The sequence below is a fragment of the Tunturibacter gelidoferens genome (assembly GCF_040358255.1).
In the GTDB taxonomy this organism is placed as follows: Bacteria; Acidobacteriota; Terriglobia; order Terriglobales; family Acidobacteriaceae; genus Edaphobacter; species Edaphobacter gelidiferens.
This window is the reverse complement of record NZ_CP132938.1, coordinates 1,576,564-1,595,689: the sequence shown is the minus strand read 5'-3', so window position 1 is coordinate 1,595,689 and position 19,126 is coordinate 1,576,564. Positions and strand designations below refer to the sequence as shown.

The following is a 19,126-nucleotide window of genomic DNA, read 5'->3' as shown; positions in this document are numbered from 1 at the left end:
AGCACTCCGCGCCAAGCTTCTCTACCACTCCAACTCCACTAACCAGCGTCCCAGACCGCAACACTAGAACCCGCATCCGCCGACCTCGCATTCGCCGAAGCCACATCCCAGGAAGCAATCATCTCCGCCTGGGCCCGAGACGCCGTCGCCACCCAAACCTTGCCAACCCCGGCCCGCCGCAAAACCTGCGCACAAGCCCGAGCTGTAGCCCCGGTCGTATAAATGTCATCCACCAACAAAACTTCTCGCCCCGCCAGCGCAGCCCGATCGTCTGCCTGGAACGCGCCCTGCAGATTTCTTCTCCGCCCCTTTGGCGTCAGCTCGAACTGGCTTCGCGTATCCTTCACCCGGCGAATCACCTCATGCGCCGAAGTCAGATTCCACCGCGGACGAGACCTCTTCAGCTCAGCAAGCGCAGCATCAGCCATCAACACCGCCTGGTTGTAGCCACGCTCCCGCTCCTTCGCGAGAAACAACGGCACAGCAACGACAAGCAGCTCACTAGCAGCCTCGCCCTCAAGCATCTCGATCGCCCTCGCCAGGAACCGGCCCAACGGCTTGGCCACCGAGGCCATGCGCTCGTACTTCAGCAGGTGAATCATCTCCCTCAACTCATCCTGATACATGGCATACGCTACCGCTCGCTCGAACTCCGGCGGTGCCATCCGGCAAGGCGAACACACCAGCCCCTCCACAGGAAACTGCCCCGCGAACCGCACGCCCTCCATGTCGAGTGCCTCGCCACAACGGACACACAGCGTCATCGACTGCGCCTCAACGCCTTCTATACATCTGTTGCATACAGGAGACAGCTCAGCTGTCAGCAGAGGCCCACCGCAAGCCCTGCAATCGGTCGGATACAACGTAGTAATTAGGTCATCCAGCGCAGCCCGAACCACCCGTCCCGGCCCTCGCCACCAGCGAGACCTCGCATGCCCTTCTACCCCGCCACCAGGCGGAGCACCGGGCGGTCCCCCGGAACCAATCCCGAGCGCATTGTCATTCAAGCAATCGCTGAAGACTCACCTCACTCGCCGGCGCTCCAGGTCGGTCGGACCGCGCCATTTCCTGCAGTATAGCCCCTTAGCGACGCCGGTCGTCAACAATTCTGCACCATAAAAGATGCGCCTATGCTACATCTAGGCCATGCTCAAAGTTGTCACATGGTGCGCCAAATGCTTGTTTCTATACTTGCTGGTCGCAGCGTTCGCGATCCGATTTTCATGGGTCGTTACAGCACCTGTCTGGCAATTGGCTACCAGGATGCACTGGACAAGCCTGAGCCGCATTGGCTACGTGTTGAGCTACTTCCTGCCTATCTTTGCGGCCAGCGGATTTCTAGTTGGCCTCATTCCCTTCGGCCAACTAGGTAAGGCACTAGGAGATCTCTTCCAGTCCGTTGCTACTTCCCCATCTTCCAGCCTAGCTCCAGAGTCCGAAGCTGTACCTCCCATCCTGTGGGCGTGGTTACCAGTTACGATTGCCTTCCTTATCCGTTTCGCTACTTGGAAATCTCAAGCCTCAAGCGTATTTGACCCGCACCGATCAGTCGGTCGCGTCGAACGCTTCTTCGGCCCTCTCTATGGACAGACGACCGGCCTGCTCGACAACAAGTGGATTACCGACCGTTTCTTCTTCACCGGCCCGATGCTGTTCCTCATAGCCTGCGCCCTCGCCGCCCTACTTCGTTATCGCCTCACCAAGCCACGCAAAGCTCAGACGAATGCTGAGACGGGCAACCCTGCCTGATACTCAGAATCTCTTCAATCTCCGGAACATCATGCTCTGCCGAGCATTACCCCTGTCCCGTTTGGCTCCGTCTACCTCGAGTCGCAAAAGAGTCAGCAGTGAGAATCAAAGTACGACGCTCCCACGCTTCAAATTCAACCAGGCCGACCTCACTCACCGTACACACCCGCTGATACACTCCATCGAAGCCGAAACAAAGCTCGAGCTCGCGGGAGACGTATTGCCATGGCAACATTCACACCGACCAAGCCCACCTTCAAGCCCTTCGTCCCCGCGACGGAAACACGCCCTGAGCTCTCTGCCCGCGCGCTGATTCTCGGCGCTGTCTTTGGCGTGCTGTTCGGAGCGGTCACTGTCTACGTCGGCCTGCGCGCAGGTCTCACTGTCGCCGCATCAATTCCCATCTCGGTCCTGTCTATTTCGATTCTGCGAGCCTTCGGCAAAGCAAGCATCCTCGAAAACAACATCGTTCAAAGTACAGGCAACGCTGGACAGTCGATCGCCTCCGGCGTCATCTTCACACTTCCTGCTCTCATCTTCCTCGGCTTCGATCTGGATGCCTCGCGTATCTTTGCCCTTGCGCTCTTTGGCGGGTGGCTCGGCGTTCTCTTCATGATTCCCCTTCGCCGCCAGCTCATCGTCGAAGAGCACGACAACCTTATCTACCCCGAAGGCACGGCCTGCGCCGACGTCCTTATCGCTGGTGAGCGCGGCGGCTCATTCGCCTCTCGCGTCTTCCTCGGCCTCGGTCTTGGCGGCCTCTACACCCTGTTCCAGAATGACAACCTCTTCGCACTGTGGCCGAGTCAGCCGGACTATCAGCCTGATCTCGGCGCGCAGCATCTCCTCAAAGGCTCAGCCATCCGTGCTGACTGCACTCCCGAATATCTTGGCGTCGGCTACATCATTGGCATCCGCGTCGCTGCCATCATGCTCGCCGGCGGAGTCTTCTCCTGGCTGGTCCTCATGCCTGCGATCTACTTCTTCGGCTCGCACCTCGCCACCCCACTCTACCCCGGCACCATCCTCATTACGCAGATGTCTCCCTCGGATCTCTGGCGAACTTACGTCCGCCCCATGGGAGCCGGCGGAGTCGCCGCCGCCGGTCTCATCACCCTCCTCCGTACCCTGCCCACTATCGTCGGAGCGCTCACCCAAGGATTCAGGAAGACCGGCACAGGTAAGTCCGTCGTTTCGCAACCCTCTCGCACGGAACACGATCTTCCTCCTATCGTCGTCTTTGGCGGATCCTTACTTCTCATCCTGCTGATGTTTCTCTTCCTGCAGTTCAAGCCCATCCCCGGTGCGCAGGTCGGCGCTCTCGCCAATATCGCGGCTGCTCTTCTCGTCGTGGTCTTCGGCTTTCTCTTTGTCACCGTCAGCGCGCGAATCGTAGGCATCGTCGGCTCGTCAGCCTCGCCCGTCTCTGGCATGACAATTGCTACCCTCATGGCTACCGCCGCCATCTTTCTGGTCAAAGGCTGGACTGCGCCCGCCTTCGGAGCGCTGGCAATCACGATTGGTGGAGTCGTCTGTATCGCCGCCTCGAATGCAGGCGACACCTCGCAAGACCTCAAGACTGGCTACCTCATCGGCGCAACGCCGTGGAAGCAACAGATCGCCATTATGATTGGCGTCATCGTCTCAATCTTTTCGATCGGCGCCACACTGAACGCGATGAATAAAGGCCTGGAGACCTTTCAGCGTCTCCCGAAACCGATCGTCTTCTCGCTCGATCGTCTGCCGGACGGAGTCCAGAACAACGGCCACTTCACCGGCAGTGACAAAATCACTCTCACCGCTCACAACGCCGACAATCAGGCAAAAGAAGAACTCTCGAACGCTAAGCAATATGTGCTTCTCAATGCAATTGGCTCTACTACGCTTGATGATGGCAAGTATCTCTACAATCCGACGACAGGTCAGATCGAAGTTCAGTGGATCCAGGGCATTGGCAGCGAAAAGGCCGCAGCTCCACAGGGACGTCTCATGGCGACTGTAATCAATGGCATCCTTAGCCGCAAACTACCGTGGGCTCTCGTTTTGCTTGGTGTTGCCATCGTGGTTGTTGTTGAGCTTCTTGGCGTTCGTTCTCTCACCTTTGCCGTGGGTGCTTATCTCAGCATTGCTACCACCTTGGCGATCTTCGTGGGAGGCGTTATGCGTTGGATGGTGGACCGCGCTATGCTTCGCCACGCGGCCGAGAAGGCTCGCCTCGAACACGATGCCTCGTTGGCTCTTTGGCACTCGGACCGTGAAACCTGGCTGGCTCAACATCCCGACTTTGACCCTACTAATCCTGCACATGCGGATCCTAGCGGTCTCCCTATCTTCAACACCATCACCGCCCGAGACGCGACGATTGAATCGGAGGTTTCTCCGGGATCGCTCTATGCTTCTGGGCTGATTGCCGCTGGTGGAATCGTTGGATTGCTTGGGGTTTGCGTGAAACTCTATGAAGCTGCTACTGACAGGTCGATTCCGCGCTTTAGCGAACACAATCCTCTGCACCATGATCCGGTCAGCGTTGTAATGTTTGCGTTGCTGGCGTTTTCGCTTTATTACTTCGCACGGAAACCGCTTCAGAGCGAGGGTTGATTTTGGTTTTTGGCGGAGAAAAATTTCTGTACGTGGTGAAAGGAGCTTTTTGCAGGGGTTTTTGGCGTTTTGGTGGTGTTTGTGGATGGTAAATCGTGGTGAAGTTGTGGTGATTTGTGTGGCTAACGTGGTGTTTTGACCGTCACTTATTGGGAACGAAAAAATACGCCAACTTTTTGAACTTTATTTTTGGACGTAGACGTCGAGTGCGTCTTTTTCGGGTTCGCACTGGGGCGGGACGGTTGGCGGCAGTTCCAGGGATCATTCAAGGAGATTGCTGAGATGAGTCATGTGCTGGTGATCTTTCAGGCCGATACGGAACATACGGAGCAGTTGGCGCTGGCGGTCGGTGTGGGTGCGGTCGAGGCTGAGGCGGGCATTCGACTAAGACGTCTGAGGAAGCCCGGCGCGGCGGAGATAGGGCATAAGGGTTATGGAACGCTGAGGGAGGCGGATCTGCTGTGGGCCGATACCATTGTGGTCGGGCTCGAGGATGAAAGATCGGAGACGGAGGAGGTAGACGGATTGCTTGCGGCTCTGGCGGATCTGAATCCGGCGCAGATGGTGGGAAAGACCGCCTGGACCTTCGGTATTGCTCCGTCAAAGACAGAGGCGCAGAGGGTTGTGGACGAGGCTTTGCTGGCGGCTGGGCTCAAGCCGTTCCCTGCGGAGGCTACGGAGGTGGTGGACGCAACGGAGCGAATGAAAGATATCGGCCGCCAGCTTGGACGGCAGCCGGTCTGAGGAGCCGTCAAGGCTGCAATGAGCTCGGGCGGCCACAAGCTCGCGGCTGCAACCGGTTCCAGACGTCAACCAGCTCACGGCGGCAACTAGAGGAGCGATTCACCGGTCAGTGCATTCTCTGCTGGAGCTCTTGCTGAAGCCCGGATCGCCTGTGTCCTGCAGGCGTGCTGCATATCGATTTGCCGGGCGTAGTCGGAGTCCTGAGCGAGGTGGATTCCGTAGACCGTGAAGGTCTGGAAGCCGGGAACCTGGACACTGAGAGAGTAGATTCCGTCGGGGAGTTTGCGAAACTCGTAGGTCCCATCGCTTCCGGTTCGGGTTCTGAAGACAGCTTCGGTCCCTTGATTGACGACGACGACTCTGGCGCCCGGGATGGTTGAGCCTTCGCGGTCGTCAACTGTTCCCCGGATGCGCGGCGAGAGATTTCGTGTGCTGGAAGATGGGATGGCAGAGAGAGAGAAGAGCAAGGCGAGCGTCAGCAAGCAGGAGATCAACAATCCATTGCGCTCCCTTTTGATCGTGGGGATCGGAATCGTCACGAGGATTGCGAGGGCTAGACAGAGGCGATAGAAGGAGGCGTGAGCGGGACGCAAGGAGGCGAGATGATGAAGGAAAGATATTCCGGCTGCGCCGTGGAAGGACAGCAGGAGAGCCGACCAGGGTAGCGGGGATAGCACCGATAGCAGGAGCACCGCCGACAACACAATCAGCAGGGGTACGGGCAAAGCGATCAACGACAGATGCGATAGAAGCGTCAGCACCGGAGAGCCTCCTCCGGGCGGTGTTCAGGAGGATGCCTGAGACTGCCCGCCCACAGTTCATTGATCTGAACTTAGGGCCAGACGGACCGGATTCCAAGGTCCACTCACAAGAACCTTTGCATAGCCACTTCGGTAGGACGAGAAAATGTCCATTGGTCCGTCCAGTTGCGCTCCTCTGAGCGAAGGCCGACAAATCTCCGAAATCCGATTCTGCTGATAATAAGGAGGATAGGAAAGGGAGTTGAGGTTTTGAATCTTATCTCGATGTCGAGATATCTTATATCGTAGGAGTTGAGGACGCTGAGATGGCAGATGAGCAGAATATAGTTTCGGCCCCTCGACTCTGGTTAGTTCTGGCTCGGGCCCATGATTCGATGGTCGATTTCATCGAGGGCGCAATAACTGCCCAAGGATTGGGGATCAGCGACTTCATGGTGATGGAGGTCTTGCTGCACAAAGGGCCGTTGACGATCTCCGTGATCGGGGAGAAGGTGCTGCTGGCGAGCGCTTCGATGACGTCGGCGATCGATCGGCTGGAGAAGCGCGGGCTGGTGCAGCGGAGAAGCTGTAACTCGGACCGGCGGATTCGTCTGGTCGAGCTTACGGCCGAGGGTAAGAACTTTATCGAAGAGATCTACGCGCGGCACGAAAAGGATCTGGAGTTTGTGATGGCCGGCCTCTCCGAGGACGAGCGCAGAACGATGTATGAGGGATTGAAGAGGGTTGGGCTTGCGGCGAAGTCCGCGGTGCCGACGCAGAAGTGTAAAGAGGCTGTTTAGAAACGGTTCGAAATGGGATCCTCTGTGCCGACATACGAGCACAACAAATACAGGGATCCTTCCCCTTCGACTACGCTCAGGGTCAGGATGACGACAGTTTTGAGGAGTGTTCAGACGTTGCTGGAAAGATCGCAAGAGCAGTTTTGATTTGGAGGACACGCGGCCCTAAGCAATGAGCCGGTGAAGAAGTAAGAAAGGAAGCATTATGTTGACTGTTCGCAAGAGTAACGAAAGAGGCCACGCGGACCACGGATGGCTGGATTCACACCACACCTTTTCGTTTGCCAACTATCATGACCCGGAGCATATGGGGTATCGCTCGCTGCGAGTGATCAATGAGGATCGCGTGGCCGAGGGGCGTGGGTTTGGAGCGCATGCGCATCGCGATATGGAGATTTTGAGCTACGTGCTGAAGGGCAAGCTTGCCCATAAGGACAGCATGGGTCACGTGGAGGTGCTGGGGCCGAACGAGATTCAGAAGATGTCGGCCGGTAGCGGCGTGGTGCATAGCGAGTTCAACGGTTCGGAGACGGATCCGGTTCACTTTCTGCAGATCTGGATTGAGCCGAAGAGCCGGGGTACGAAGCCGAGCTATGAGCAGTTGAAGTTTGAGGCGGAGGAGAAGCTGGACCGCTTCAAGCTGCTGGCATCGCCGGTGCCGGCTGCTGGAGCGGCGACGATCAACCAGGATACGAGCGTGTCGGTTGCAGAGTTGACACCGGGCAAACAGCTTACGTATCCGCTGGGCAGCAAGCGCCATGCGTGGCTGCATGTGATCCACGGAGAGGTGACGGTGAACGGCAAGGCCCTGAAGACGGGCGATGCTGTTGCAGTCGATCACGAGGAGTCGCTCGAAGTAAGCGCGCAAGGAAAGGCTAACAGCGAGATACTGTTGTTCGATCTTGCATAATCCTTGTCCCGTACCTGACAGCGCGTGAATGAGTTTTTACACAAATGCAACGGTGACCGGCACATATTTTTGAGTCGGCCACCATAACAAAGACATCTCACAGCAGACCTAACAATTTCCGAGGAGAACGACTATGAACCGTCGCATCTTTACCACCGCCCTCTCTGCCCTGCTCCTTACTGGAGTCAGCGCGTTCGCCCAAAGCTCCGCATCAACCTGGACGATCGACAAGAACCATTCCCAGGTGAATTTCGCAATCGTACATATGGGAGTCAGCACGGTTCGCGGCTCGATCAGCGGTGTGACCGGCACGATAGTGTGGGACGACAAGAACCCCAGCAAGTCGAGCGTGGAAGAAACTATGGACGCGACCACTGTGTCGACGAACAACGATAACCGCGACAAGGACCTGAAGTCTCCCAACTTCTTTAACGTCGAGAAGTTTCCGACGCTGACCTTTAAGTCGACCTCGGTGTCAGGCGCGAACGGGAAGCTGCAGGTTGTGGGCGATCTGACGCTGGCGGGTGTGACTAAGAGCGTAACGCTGACTGTTGATGGACCAACCGCTCCGCAGAAGGGAATGGGCGGCAAGACTGTCATCGGCCTGTCGGGTACCGGGACGCTGAAGCGCAGCGACTTCAACTTCGGCTCGAAGTATGCCGCGCCCATTCTGGGTGACGACGTTCAGTTCACAATCGACGTCGAAGCGACCAAATAAGCAATGGGTAGGACGGCCCTTCTCTGCGCGGAAGATTGCGGAGGGGAGGGCGTTTTTGTTTAGTCGGATTAGGAGAGAGTTTCGCGGCTGAGCTGTTCGTTGCGCTTTTCGATGGCGGCCGAGGCCTCAGGTTTCAGACTGCGAAGGATCTCGAGAAGCTTTGCCGGATCGAAGGATTCGAGCTGATAGTCGGCTAAAGGACAGTTATTAGAGTCGGGGGCGGTGATTACGATGATAGGCACCTTCGGCTGAAGAAGTTTGATCTTGCTGGCGACTTCTTCGCAGGAGAGATCGTCGAGACCACCGTCGAGGACGACGCCGCTGACAGCGGGAAAGCGGGTGAAGATCTCGAGGGCCTCCTGACCGCTGTAGGCCGTGAGGACGTTGAACTTCGCAGTTTCGATTACCAGCTTGCGGGTCGAGATGCTGCCGGGAAACTCCCGGTCGATGACGAGGAAGCAGGGTCTGATCATGGACAGCATTAGACACTAAAAGTACCGCAGAAGACGATTCAGAAGGGGCTTGGATACTCGGTTAGAGGCCGTGGGTGCGCTGGATGCGATCCTTGTTCTCTCGAACCAGGCGAAGGAAGTTCTGTTGGATTGGGTCCTCGTTTTGAGGGTTCCAGGCGACGGAGAGCCCCATATAGAGGTTTTGCGGTACAAGCGGGGAGATGACGACTCCGGGAGGGCGGAGGTAACGGACACCTGAGGGAACAAGGGCGACGCCTTCGCCGGATTCGACCAGAGTGAGGACGCCGGACCAGGTCGAGGAGGTGTTGACAATATTGGGGGAGAAGCCTGCAGCAGAGCATAGGGCCACGATGGCGTCGAAGAGTGCGGGCGTCATCTGGCGATCGCAGAGGACGAAGCGTTCGGTGGCCAGTGAGTCGATCGAGATGGGTTTGCCGGCGAGGGGATGTTTGCGGGGAAGGACGACGACAACGGGGTCGCGATAGAGCAGTTCGGCGCGGAGGGTCTGGTCGAAGGGCGGCTCGAGGGGGCGGGCGAAAGCGATGTCGATCTTACCGGTGAGCAGGGCTTCCATCTGCTCGGGGGTGCGCATCTCATAGAGCGAGAGCTTGATGTCCGGATGGAGTTTGCGGTAGTCGCGGATGATGCGGGCGAAGAAACCGCCGGCGCCCCAGAGGAAGAATCCGATATTGAGGGATCCGACTTGTCCGAGGAGGGAGCTTTGGGTGATTTCGAGGGCTCGGTCGGCGGCGGCGAGAGTTTTACGGGCCTCGGCGAGAAAGATCTGGCCCTGGGGGGTGAGGCGGGTTCGGCCTGAGCTGCGGTTGAGAAGCTGGCCGCCGACTTCGCGCTCCAGATCGGCAATCTGCTCGCTGATGGCGGATTGGGATACGTGCAGGCGACGGCCTGCCTCGCTGAAGGTGCCGTGCTCGGCAACTGCGCAGAGATAACGCAAGTGTCTCAGTTCCATGAAGCTATATCCCTCTGTTGTCAGGATATCGGTCTTTCCGATGGCGGCTCTCGGAAATAACTGTGAGACCTAAACGCGGGAAGAAATGTCTTACTCTATACAGGGAAAGATTTGCTCGAAGCGGAAGAGGGTTCGTCAAATGTGGATCGTAAAAGTAGCTCTGAGCCGACCGTACACCTTCATCGTGCTGGCAATCCTTATCCTGATTGCTGCGCCTGTGGTCATCTCGAGCACGCCGACCGATATCTTTCCGAACATCAATATTCCAGTGGTGTCGGTTGCGTGGCAATATACGGGATTGAATCCGGAGGAGCTTGAAGGGCGGCTGACGACACCCTACGAGAAGGCGCTGACGGTGCTGGTGGACAACATCCAGCATATCGAGTCGACGACGTTTGCGGGCCAGGTGATTGTGAAGATCTACCTGCAGCCGGGTGCGAGTCTGGATACGGCGAACTCGCAGGTGTCGGCGGCTTCAGAGTATCAACTGAGGCAACTGCCTCCGGGTATTCTGCCGCCGCAGATTATTAACTTCAGCGCGTCGAGCGTGCCGATCGTGCAGCTGGGTTTGTCTGGAGCGGGACTGAGCGAGCAACAGCTGAACGATCTTGGCGCGAATTTTGTTCGTCCACAGCTGATCTCGGTTCCGGGCGCGGTTATTCCGAATATTTATGGCGGCAAACAACGGTCGATCATGTTGAATATCGATCCGAAGCTGCTGCAGGCCAAGGGATTGTCGCCGGTTGATGTACTCAATGCCGTGGGACAACAGAACGTGGTGCAACCGGGCGGAACGGCAAAGATCGGTGAGGCTGAGTATGACATCCACATCAACTCTTCGCCGGTGACTCTGGAAGGTATCAGCAACCTGCCGATCAAGCAGGTGAACGGAACTACGATCTATCTGCACGACGTTGCGAGTGTGGCGGACGGGAGCATTCCGCAGACGAATATTGTGCGGCAGGATGGGCGCCGCGGGGCGCTGATGGTGATTCTGAAGTCCGGAACTGCTTCGACGCTGTCCGTGGTGAGCGGTGTCAGGAATTTGTTGCCCAGGGTAAAGCTGACTGTGCCGCCAGAGCTGAAGATGACTCCGATCGGCGACCAGTCCGTCTTCGTTCGCGGATCGGTGCAGGGGGTCATCCGCGAGGCTGTGATCGCGGCGGTGCTGACGGGATTGATGATTCTTTTGTTCCTGGGAAGCTGGCGCAGCACAATCATCATCGCCGTTTCGATCCCGTTGTCGATCCTAACTTCAATTACTGTGCTGGGTCTTTTGGGCGAGACGATCAACATCATGACGCTGGGCGGGCTAGCGCTGGCCGTCGGCATCCTGGTGGATGATGCGACGGTAACGATCGAAAACATCGAACGCTACCTTGAGGAAGGCAGAGAGTTGCATGATGCGATCCTCGAAGGTGCCGCTCAGATCTCCGTTCCGGCACTGGTCTCGACCCTTTGCATCTGCATTGTGTTTCTACCGATGTTCTTTTTGGGCGGGGTTGCGCGTTATCTGTTTGTGCCCTTGGCGGAGGCTGTGGTCTTCGCCATGCTGGCTTCGTATGTTCTGTCTCGTACATTGGTTCCAACGCTTGCGATGTATCTGCTGAAGGCACATGATCACCACGCTGTTCCTTCGAATAACATTCTTGCGCGGTTTCAACGTGGCTTCGAGCGAATCTTCGAGCGGCTGCGCAGAAGTTATCAAGATCTGCTTGGCCGGCTGGTGGCGGCGCGAATTTTCTTTGTTCCCATCTTTCTGCTGCTCTGCTTGTGTGTCTTTGCGCTCGTGCCGTTTCTTGGACAGAACTTCTTTCCAAGCACAGACAATGGATCGTTCATCCTTCACGTTCGAGGTAAGAGCGGAATCCGTATTGAAGAGACTGCGAAGCTGTGCGATCTGATTGAACAGGATATTCGGAAGACAGTGCCTGCGGCTGAGATGGATAATATCCTCGATAACATTGGCCTGCCGTACAGCACACTGAATACTCAGCATGCGACTTCGGGGCTAATCGGCGCGGGAGACGCGGACATTCTGGTCTCGTTGAAGGAAGATCACCACCCGACCGCCAATTATGTCGAGGCATTGCGCAGAGATCTCCCACGTGCCTTTCCCGGAGTCACGTTTTACTTTCTACCGTCGGATATTGTTACGCAGATTCTGAACTTCGGTCTGCCTGCGCCGATCGACATTCAGTTTGAGGGATCGGATATCGCGGCTAACCGAAAGGTTGCGAACCAGGTATTGAGCGAGTTGCACCAGGTTCCGGGTCTTGTCGATCTTCGTATTCAGCAACCTGATGACTATCCTGTGTTGAACGTCGATGTAGACCGTACGAAAGCGGCGCAGGGCGGCTATTCGGAACGTGATGTGGGCAGTAGTTTGCTGAACATACTCGGCGGCAGTACGCAGCTGAATCCGATGTTTTATCTGAACTGGAACAATGGCAATACCTACAACATCGTGGAGCAGACCCCGCAATACCAGATCAGCTCGTTGAACTCGCTCGAGAACATTCCTATCTCGTCTCCGACAGCAAAGCAGCCGGAGATTCTGACCGATGTCGCGACCATCACGCGCAGCAGCGAGATGGAGGTGGTGACGCACTACAACGTTCGGCGCACGCTCGATATTTATGGAAATGTTCAGGGGCGTGACCTCGGCTCGGTTGGCAGAGAGATCAACAGAATTGTTGCGAGAAATGAGAAGTCCCTGGTACGCGGCAGCTTTGTGAGAGTGCGCGGTCAGATTGAGACGATGAACAGCTCTTACTTCGGACTAATTGCAGGGCTGGCGTTTGCTATTGTCCTGGTCTATCTGTTGATCGTGGTGAACTTCCAATCCTGGCTCGATCCGTTCATCATCATTACGGCGCTGCCCGCAGCTCTGGCGGGTATTGTGCTCTTTCTGTTCACGACGAGAACGACGCTAAGCGTTCCGGCACTGATGGGCGCGATTATGTGTATGGGCGTTGCGACGGCGAACAGCATTCTGGTGGTATCGTTTGCGAAAGAACGCCTGTTGCATCATGGGAATGCGATCGAAGCGGCGATTGAAGCGGGAGCGACACGGTTCCGCCCTGTGATGATGACGGCACTCGCGATGATCATCGGCATGATTCCGATGGCTCTGGGCGCGGGCGAAGGCGGAGAACAGAATGCGCCGTTGGGTCGAGCGGTGATAGGCGGTCTCTGTTGCGCTACGGTTGCGACCCTCATCTTCGTTCCCGCTGTTTTTGCTTTACTGCATAGCTCTGATAAGAGATCCAATGTCCCCAACGAGAGCCGCGAACACCAGTTGACGGCCGGCGACTAAAAGAATTGACAGGCACGAAGGAGAAAGCATGACCAGCGGAACGAAGGCGGAGCCCAGGATGAATGAGGATGAGACCACACTCTCCGGTGAAGGCCCGGCAGCGGCAGCGGACGCACCGGAACCCGGACTGACGAGAGGGACGTGGATTGGAGTTGCGGTCATCGCGGTGATTGTAGCTCTGGTTGTCGTCTTCGGGATTGCCGCGCGCCACCGGTCGGAGAGCACGCTCGAGACGGATACAAAAGCTGCATCGATCCCGTCAGTCAAAGTGATTCATCCTGCCAGTTCGCTACTATCTTCCGGGTTGGCGCTGCCGGGAAACACGCAGGCGTATGTTGACACTCCGATCTATGCCCGTACCAGCGGCTACCTGAAGAACTGGTACTTCGACATTGGCGCGCATGTTCGCAAAGGACAGTTGATGGCGGTTATCGAGACGCCTGAACTGGATGAGCAGCTTCAGGTGGCACAGGCCGATCTGAAGAGCGCGGAGGCCAACCTCAACCTTGCGAATACGACCTCAGCACGCTATCAAAATCTTCTAACGACCAACTCGGTCTCGAAGCAGGAGACCGATGTCGCCGTGAGTGATGCCGCGGCGAAGAAAGCGGCTGTGGATGCCTCGACGGCGGCGGTACGCAGACTGCAACAGTTGCAATCGTTCGAGAAGATTTACGCACCCTTCGATGGAATCGTGACAGCGCGCAATATCGATATCGGCGGGTTGATCCAGGCGGGCGAAAATACAACACCGAAGGAGCTGTTTCATCTTGCCGCGATTCAAAAGATTCGCGTGTTCGTCTCGGTTCCGGAGGCGTATTCAACCTCGATCAAAGCCGGGGGTAAGGCGACTTTGACTCTGGACGAGTATCCGGGACGGGAGTTCGAGGGCACCATTGCGCGCAACTCGAACGCGATCGACTCAGCAACACGCACGCTGAATGTCGAGGTTGACGTCGACAATCCCAAGGGCGAGCTGCTGCCGGGGGCTTATGTTTTTGTCCACTTTAAGGTGCCGCAGCGGAGTTCGAATTTGATGATTCCGTCGAACACACTGCTCTTCCGGGCGCAGGGCCTGCAGGTGGGGGTAGTTCGTGATGGACGCGTGCAGCTGGTGCCTGTGACCATCAGCAAAGACCTGGGCGCGAATGTTGAGATCGCCTCAGGGTTGACGCCGAACGATGCCGTGATTCTCGATCCTTCCGACTCGCTTGCGAGCGGCCAGGAGGTGCAGGTGAAGAGCCAGATGAATGAGAATGCAACACAGATGCAGAAGAAAGAGGGGGCGCAGTGACGTTACGACCCAGCGCTCTGGCCAGCGCCGCGGTTTTTCTGCTAAGCGGCTGCATGGTCGGACCGAAGTATGTGAAACCATCGGTTCCCATGGCTCCCGGGTATAAGGAAGCAGGACCGGACGCTTACAAAGAGAACTCGAACTGGCAGGTTGCGCAGCCGGCCGATGCGGCGCTGCGCGGAGAGTGGTGGACGATCTTTGGCGATACGGAGTTAAATGTTCTGGAGCCGCAGGTGGCGGAGAATAACCAGAATCTCAAGGCAGCGGATGCTCGCTTCCGCGAGGCACGGGCCTTGATCCGCTTCAATCACGCATCCCTGTATCCGACCGTTGGGGTAGCACCGTCCGCCGGAGGCTCACGTGAGTCGTCAAACCAGCCGTACTTCAATGTGAACAACGCGCAAGGAAACGGCGTCGGCGTGATTCAACTACCGGTGGACTTGAGCTATGAGATTGATGTGTGGGGGCGCGTTCGTCGCACAGTAAGTGCTGCGCGGGAGGAGGCGCAGGCGAGCGCGGGAGATAGACAGACGGTGCTATTGAGCCTGCAGGCCGAGCTTGCCATCGACTACTTCGAAGCTCGTAGCGCCGATGCCCAGGAGAAGCTGTTGAACGATACCGTGAAGGACTTCGAAGAGGCCTACCGGATCACGAAGAACCGCTTTGAAGGAGGCGTCGCTCCGAAGTCGGACGTCGATCAGGCGCAGACTCAGCTGGAGGCAGCGAAGGTACTGGCTCGTGACATTACTCTGCAACGAGCCCAGTTCGAGCATGCGATTGCGATTCTTCTTGGGGAGCCCCCGGCTTCGTTCGCGTTGCCGAGCGCTCCTCTAGATGCGCGACCTCCGATGATCCCGACTGGACTACCTTCGGAGCTGCTGGAGCGACGCCCGGATATTGCTTCGGCGGAACGCCGCGTCGCTGAGGCGAACGATCATATCGGCATTGCGCGGGCTGCGTTCTATCCGACGATTTCGTTGAGCGGAACGGTTGGTGTGGAGGGAACCTCGTTTGCGAACCTCTTCGATCCGGCGAGTCTGTTGTGGTCTCTGGGACCTACACTCTCGCAGACGGTATTCGACGCGGGACGTCGAGCCTCTGTGTCCGAACAGGCCAATGCCAGCTACGATGAGACGGTCGCGAACTACCGGCAGACCACTTTGACGGCATTTCAACAGGTCGAAGACAATCTGGTTGCTCTGCGGGTTCTCGATCAGGAGGCGGGGCATCAGCGTCAGGCTACGATGGCGGCGCAGTCTGCCGCGCAGATATTCAACAATCGATATGTGGGCGGGCTCGATACCTATCTTCAGGTTGTGACCGCTCAGACGACCGAGTTGAATAACGAGCGGAACGACATCGACATTATGCGCAGGCAGATGGACGCGAGCGTGCTTTTGATCAAGGCGCTCGGTGGTGGTTGGAACGTGACTCAGTTGCCGAAGCTCTAGTTTCACGACTACAGGAAGTTTTAGCGGCCGGAGAGATTCAGGGGCAGGTAGAAGGAGAAGACGGAACCCTGTGACGGCTGGCTGGTGACGTCGATGGAGCCGCCGTGGGCTTCGACGATCGCCTTCGCGATGGCGAGTCCCATGCCTGTTCCCTGCACGCGATATCTTTGGCCCTGGCCGCGGTAAAACTTGTCGAAGATCATCATCTTTTCGAGATCGTCAACTCCTGCGCCACGATCGGCGACGCTGGTGACGAGCTGGCCTCGGGAGACTTCGGCGCTGACGAAGATGGGGCTTCCCTCTGCGGAGTATTTAGCGGCGTTCTCCAACAGATGCTGCAGTACTTTGGCGATGCGCTCGAGGTCCATCTGCACGGGAGGAAGGGTGTCGGGGAGGCGGAGCTCAAGGGGATGGTTTTTGAGCGGTCCCTGTACGGCCTCGAGCGCAAGATCAACCGCCTCTCGCATGGAGTGCATGCGCAGGTCGAGCTTGATGTCGTTTGCATCCAGCTCCGCCATCTCCATCGCCTGACCGACGAGTCGGTCCAAACGGGCGGCCTCCTCCTCTATAACCTGCAACATCTCTCCGCTTTGCTCTGCATCGAGGGAGGGCTCGCTGCGCAAGGTGGTGACGGCGGCTGTGATCGAGGTCAGGGGCGTTCGGAGTTCGTGCGCGACAGAATCCAATAACGCGTTGCGCAGGCGCTCGCTTTCGCGTGAGGCCTGGACGCGCGTGAGGGTCTCGACGGCACCGGCGCGTTCGATGGCGATAGCTGCCAGGCCACAGACTGCGTCGAGCGCCTCGGGCGAGGTCCTATTGCCCGTGATTCCAACTGCGCCGATGGGACGCGTTCCGAGGAGGATGGGAACGAGAGTGACGGCGCGCGCTTCGTCATAACGATGGTCGCGGGTGAACGCTGCATCACGCAGCTCGGAGGCGGTTACGTCCATGTAGTCGGGACTGGAGCGGTAGATGCGATCTTTTTCGCGAAGATAAACCGCGGCTCCCGTAAGGCTGAAGGTCACGGCGATCATCTGCGGCAGGACATTGAGGAGATCGATCACGTTGCCGGTCACCAGCATTTGCTGGCTGAACTCGTATAACCGTTCCGCCTCGCGCTGGCGGCGGCGCGATATCTTTGCTTCGCGCCGGGCCCGTTCCGCAAGCTGGCTGGCGACGATGCCGGTCACTAGAAATGCGAACAGGGCGACCCAGTTGCGACCGTCCCCAACTGTGAAGGTAAGGACCGGGGGCAGGAAGAAGAAGTTGAACGCGGCCGCTGAGAGAATAGACAGGTAGATCGAGTGGCGTAGACCCCAGTTCGCAGCTACGAGAAGGATGCCTATCAGGAATGTCAGGGCTACTGTGGTTTCGTTGACATGCAGCCGGAGAAAGTAGACGGCTACAATGACAGCTGCGCTCGCTGTGGAGATACTGTAGCGGACGATACTGCGTATAAGCTTTCGCTGCACTCCATTATCTTATCCTTATGGGCACTCGCGATAACTCGAATCCGGCGCTGAAGAGCCCGGAGGAATGGCTGGAGAAAGTCGCACCGGAGAAGATGCGAGGAACCTTCAAACTTTTCCTGGGCTACGCGCCCGGCGTCGGCAAGACATACAACATGTTGAGCGAGGCGATCCGCCGGCATCAGCGTGGGGAGGATATTGTCATCGGGGTGGTCGAGACGCACGGGAGACCCCGTACTGCCGAGTTGGCCGAGCAGCTGGAGCAGGTTCCTCGTAGAAGGATTGAGTATAAAGGCGTGGTCTTCGAGGAGATGGACCTCGATGGCATCCTTACGCGTCGGCCCCAGATCGTTCTGATCGACGAACTGGCGCACAGCAATATCGAGGGCAGCAAACATCGCAAGCGATATGAAGATGTGCTCGACGTTCTGGCCGCCAACATCGACGTACTGGCCACGATGAACGTGCAGCACATCGAGAGTGTCGCCCCGACCGTCCAGAGTGTCACCGGCGTGATCATCCGTGAGACCGTCCCGGATTGGCTAGTGCAACGCGCGGACGAGATCGTGATGGCCGATCTGACGCCCGAAGCTCTGCAGACACGGATGCGTCGCGGAGATGTCTATGGAACGGCTCGTGCTGAAAAAGCCCTGGCAAACTTCTTCCGTCGCGGAAACCTGATCGCGCTCCGTGAACTGGCGCTGCAACATGTCACGAAGGCGGTCGATCGCACATTGACGGCCTATATGGACGCGAAACGCATCGAGGCGCATTGGGCGGTGCGCGAACGCGTGGCTGTCTGCATCAGTTCCAACAGTTCCTCGCAGATGTTGATCGCACGCGGCGCACGCGTTGCGGAAGGCGTAGGAGGCGAACTGTTTGTTCTGCATGTCGACGATGATGAAGACCTGCTGGAAGAAGAAAAAGCTACGCTAGCGGCTAACATCCAGTTCGCACGCAATATGGATGCTCAGGTGTTCACCGTTAAGGGAAAGAGCATCGCCCACGCTGCTGCCAGCTTCGTCCGCGAGAAGCGCATCACTCATATCGTCTTCGGCCGTACTGCCGTCCACGGCCTTCGCAAATACCTTTACTACTGGGCGATTCAGCACTTTCTCAAAGAGTCGCCGAATGTGGATGTCCACATCGTCACGCAACATCCGGAGCGCGAATGAAACAAAACCTGGAAGGCCAGCAACATGCAAAGATTCTTATCGTGGATGACGAGGCGCAGATCACTCGCGTACTTCGCACGGCGCTTTCGACGCAGGGCTATTCGTTGCGCATCGCTGCGAACGGCGTTGAGGGAATGGAGGCTGTGCATACGTGGAAGCCAGATCTCGTCGTTACAGACGTCTCCATGCCTGAGATGAACGGGATTGAGCTTTGCCGCGAGATTCGAGCTGTATCCAAGGTTCCGATCATTGTTCTTTCGGTCCGCAATCAAGAGGCCATGAAGATCGAAGCGCTGGACGCCGGCGCGGACGACTACGTGACGAAACCATTCAGCATTCAGGAGCTGCAGGCTCGCGTCCGCGCGCAACTCCGCCGCAGTTCGGCTACCGAGTCCGACGCCCCGCAGGTCATCTCAGCAGGCGATTTTTATATCGATATTCCGCAGCACCGAGTAGCAGTTCGCGGGCAAGACACGCACCTGACACCGAAGCAGTTCGACCTTCTCGTGTGCCTGGCGCAGCACCCCGGACAGGTCCTGACGCATCGAGCGTTGCTCCACGCGGTTTGGGGAACGAACGCCGATCAGCCGGAGTATCTGCGCGTCAACATTGGCCAGTTGCGGAAGAAGATCGAGCTCACAGAGGAGCCCGCGTATATCGTCACCGAGCCTTGGATCGGCTATCGTTTTCGCCCTACTGGCGACGACGAGTTCTGA

General features: G+C 57.5%; 16 protein-coding genes. 11 read left to right on the top strand and 5 right to left on the bottom strand.

All coding sequences use genetic code 11. The features are described 5' to 3' along the window. Window positions 1-38: 38 nt before the first annotated feature. Window positions 39-764, bottom strand: coding sequence for a ComF family protein (locus tag RBB81_RS07335; protein ID WP_353073226.1), 726 nt, complete (start codon window positions 762-764; stop codon window positions 39-41). Window positions 765-1,263: 499 nt separating this feature from the next. Between RBB81_RS07335 and RBB81_RS07330 the strand changes: the two genes are divergently transcribed. From RBB81_RS07330 to RBB81_RS07320, 3 genes are all read left to right on the top strand, one after another. Then, a complete protein-coding gene (locus RBB81_RS07330) occupies window positions 1,264-1,749 on the top strand; it encodes a hypothetical protein (protein ID WP_353073225.1) in 486 nt (161 codons plus the stop codon). A 225-nt stretch (window positions 1,750-1,974) separates the two neighbouring features. Next, window positions 1,975-4,347, top strand: coding sequence for an OPT family oligopeptide transporter (locus RBB81_RS07325; RefSeq protein ID WP_353073224.1), 2,373 nt, complete (start codon window positions 1,975-1,977; stop codon window positions 4,345-4,347). Between the two features lie 282 nt (window positions 4,348-4,629). Beyond that, window positions 4,630-5,091, top strand: a complete 462-nt coding sequence (locus tag RBB81_RS07320; RefSeq protein WP_353073223.1) for a hypothetical protein — start codon at window positions 4,630-4,632, stop codon at window positions 5,089-5,091. Between the two features lie 86 nt (window positions 5,092-5,177). Here the strand turns inward: RBB81_RS07320 and RBB81_RS07315 are convergent, their stop codons facing one another. Then, window positions 5,178-5,852: a carboxypeptidase regulatory-like domain-containing protein gene (locus tag RBB81_RS07315; RefSeq protein ID WP_183790136.1), complete on the bottom strand. Its 675-nt coding sequence runs from the start codon at window positions 5,850-5,852 to the stop codon at window positions 5,178-5,180. A 305-nt stretch (window positions 5,853-6,157) separates the two neighbouring features. Here RBB81_RS07315 and RBB81_RS07310 point away from each other — a divergent pair, with 305 nt between their 5' ends. The 3 genes from RBB81_RS07310 to RBB81_RS07300 all read left to right on the top strand — a co-directional run bounded on the left by RBB81_RS07310 (window position 6,158) and on the right by RBB81_RS07300 (window position 8,259). Next, window positions 6,158-6,631 (top strand): MarR family winged helix-turn-helix transcriptional regulator, encoded by a 474-nt coding sequence (locus RBB81_RS07310; protein WP_179581333.1) that lies wholly within the window; start codon window positions 6,158-6,160, stop codon window positions 6,629-6,631. A gap of 205 nt (window positions 6,632-6,836) precedes the next feature. Continuing rightward, window positions 6,837-7,541, top strand: coding sequence for a pirin family protein (locus RBB81_RS07305; RefSeq protein WP_183790138.1), 705 nt, complete (start codon window positions 6,837-6,839; stop codon window positions 7,539-7,541). A gap of 133 nt (window positions 7,542-7,674) precedes the next feature. Continuing rightward, window positions 7,675-8,259 (top strand): YceI family protein, encoded by a 585-nt coding sequence (locus RBB81_RS07300; RefSeq protein WP_183790140.1) that lies wholly within the window; start codon window positions 7,675-7,677, stop codon window positions 8,257-8,259. A gap of 68 nt (window positions 8,260-8,327) precedes the next feature. Here the strand turns inward: RBB81_RS07300 and RBB81_RS07295 are convergent, their stop codons facing one another. Together RBB81_RS07295 and RBB81_RS07290 are read right to left on the bottom strand one after the other, a co-directional pair. Next, window positions 8,328-8,732 (bottom strand): response regulator, encoded by a 405-nt coding sequence (locus tag RBB81_RS07295; protein WP_306457994.1) that lies wholly within the window; start codon window positions 8,730-8,732, stop codon window positions 8,328-8,330. A 61-nt stretch (window positions 8,733-8,793) separates the two neighbouring features. After that, on the bottom strand, window positions 8,794-9,702 hold the full coding sequence (locus RBB81_RS07290; protein WP_179581329.1) for a LysR family transcriptional regulator: 909 nt from the start codon (window positions 9,700-9,702) through the stop codon (window positions 8,794-8,796). A gap of 139 nt (window positions 9,703-9,841) precedes the next feature. Here RBB81_RS07290 and RBB81_RS07285 point away from each other — a divergent pair, with 139 nt between their 5' ends. From RBB81_RS07285 to RBB81_RS07275, 3 genes are read left to right on the top strand one after another with little or no spacing between them, the layout of a single operon-like run. Further along, window positions 9,842-13,021 (top strand): efflux RND transporter permease subunit, encoded by a 3,180-nt coding sequence (locus RBB81_RS07285; RefSeq protein ID WP_353073222.1) that lies wholly within the window; start codon window positions 9,842-9,844, stop codon window positions 13,019-13,021. 28 nt (window positions 13,022-13,049) lie between these two features. Then, the gene (locus RBB81_RS07280; protein ID WP_246373643.1) at window positions 13,050-14,315 is read left to right on the top strand and encodes an efflux RND transporter periplasmic adaptor subunit; all 1,266 of its coding nucleotides are present in this window, start codon (window positions 13,050-13,052) and stop codon (window positions 14,313-14,315) included. Next, window positions 14,312-15,766, top strand: a complete 1,455-nt coding sequence (locus RBB81_RS07275) for an efflux transporter outer membrane subunit (RefSeq protein WP_353073221.1) — start codon at window positions 14,312-14,314, stop codon at window positions 15,764-15,766. The genes RBB81_RS07280 and RBB81_RS07275 overlap by 4 nt, the downstream gene beginning before the upstream one ends. Before the next feature lie 20 nt (window positions 15,767-15,786). Here the strand turns inward: RBB81_RS07275 and RBB81_RS07270 are convergent, their stop codons facing one another. Continuing rightward, window positions 15,787-17,238 (bottom strand): DUF4118 domain-containing protein, encoded by a 1,452-nt coding sequence (locus RBB81_RS07270; protein ID WP_353073220.1) that lies wholly within the window; start codon window positions 17,236-17,238, stop codon window positions 15,787-15,789. 17 nt (window positions 17,239-17,255) lie between these two features. On the opposite strand from RBB81_RS07270, the gene RBB81_RS07265 reads away from it, so the two are divergent. Together RBB81_RS07265 and RBB81_RS07260 are read left to right on the top strand one after the other, a co-directional pair. Then, window positions 17,256-18,410, top strand: coding sequence for a histidine kinase (locus RBB81_RS07265; protein WP_183790144.1), 1,155 nt, complete (start codon window positions 17,256-17,258; stop codon window positions 18,408-18,410). After that, the gene (locus RBB81_RS07260; RefSeq protein ID WP_179581324.1) at window positions 18,407-19,126 is read left to right on the top strand and encodes a response regulator transcription factor; all 720 of its coding nucleotides are present in this window, start codon (window positions 18,407-18,409) and stop codon (window positions 19,124-19,126) included. The genes RBB81_RS07265 and RBB81_RS07260 overlap by 4 nt, the downstream gene beginning before the upstream one ends.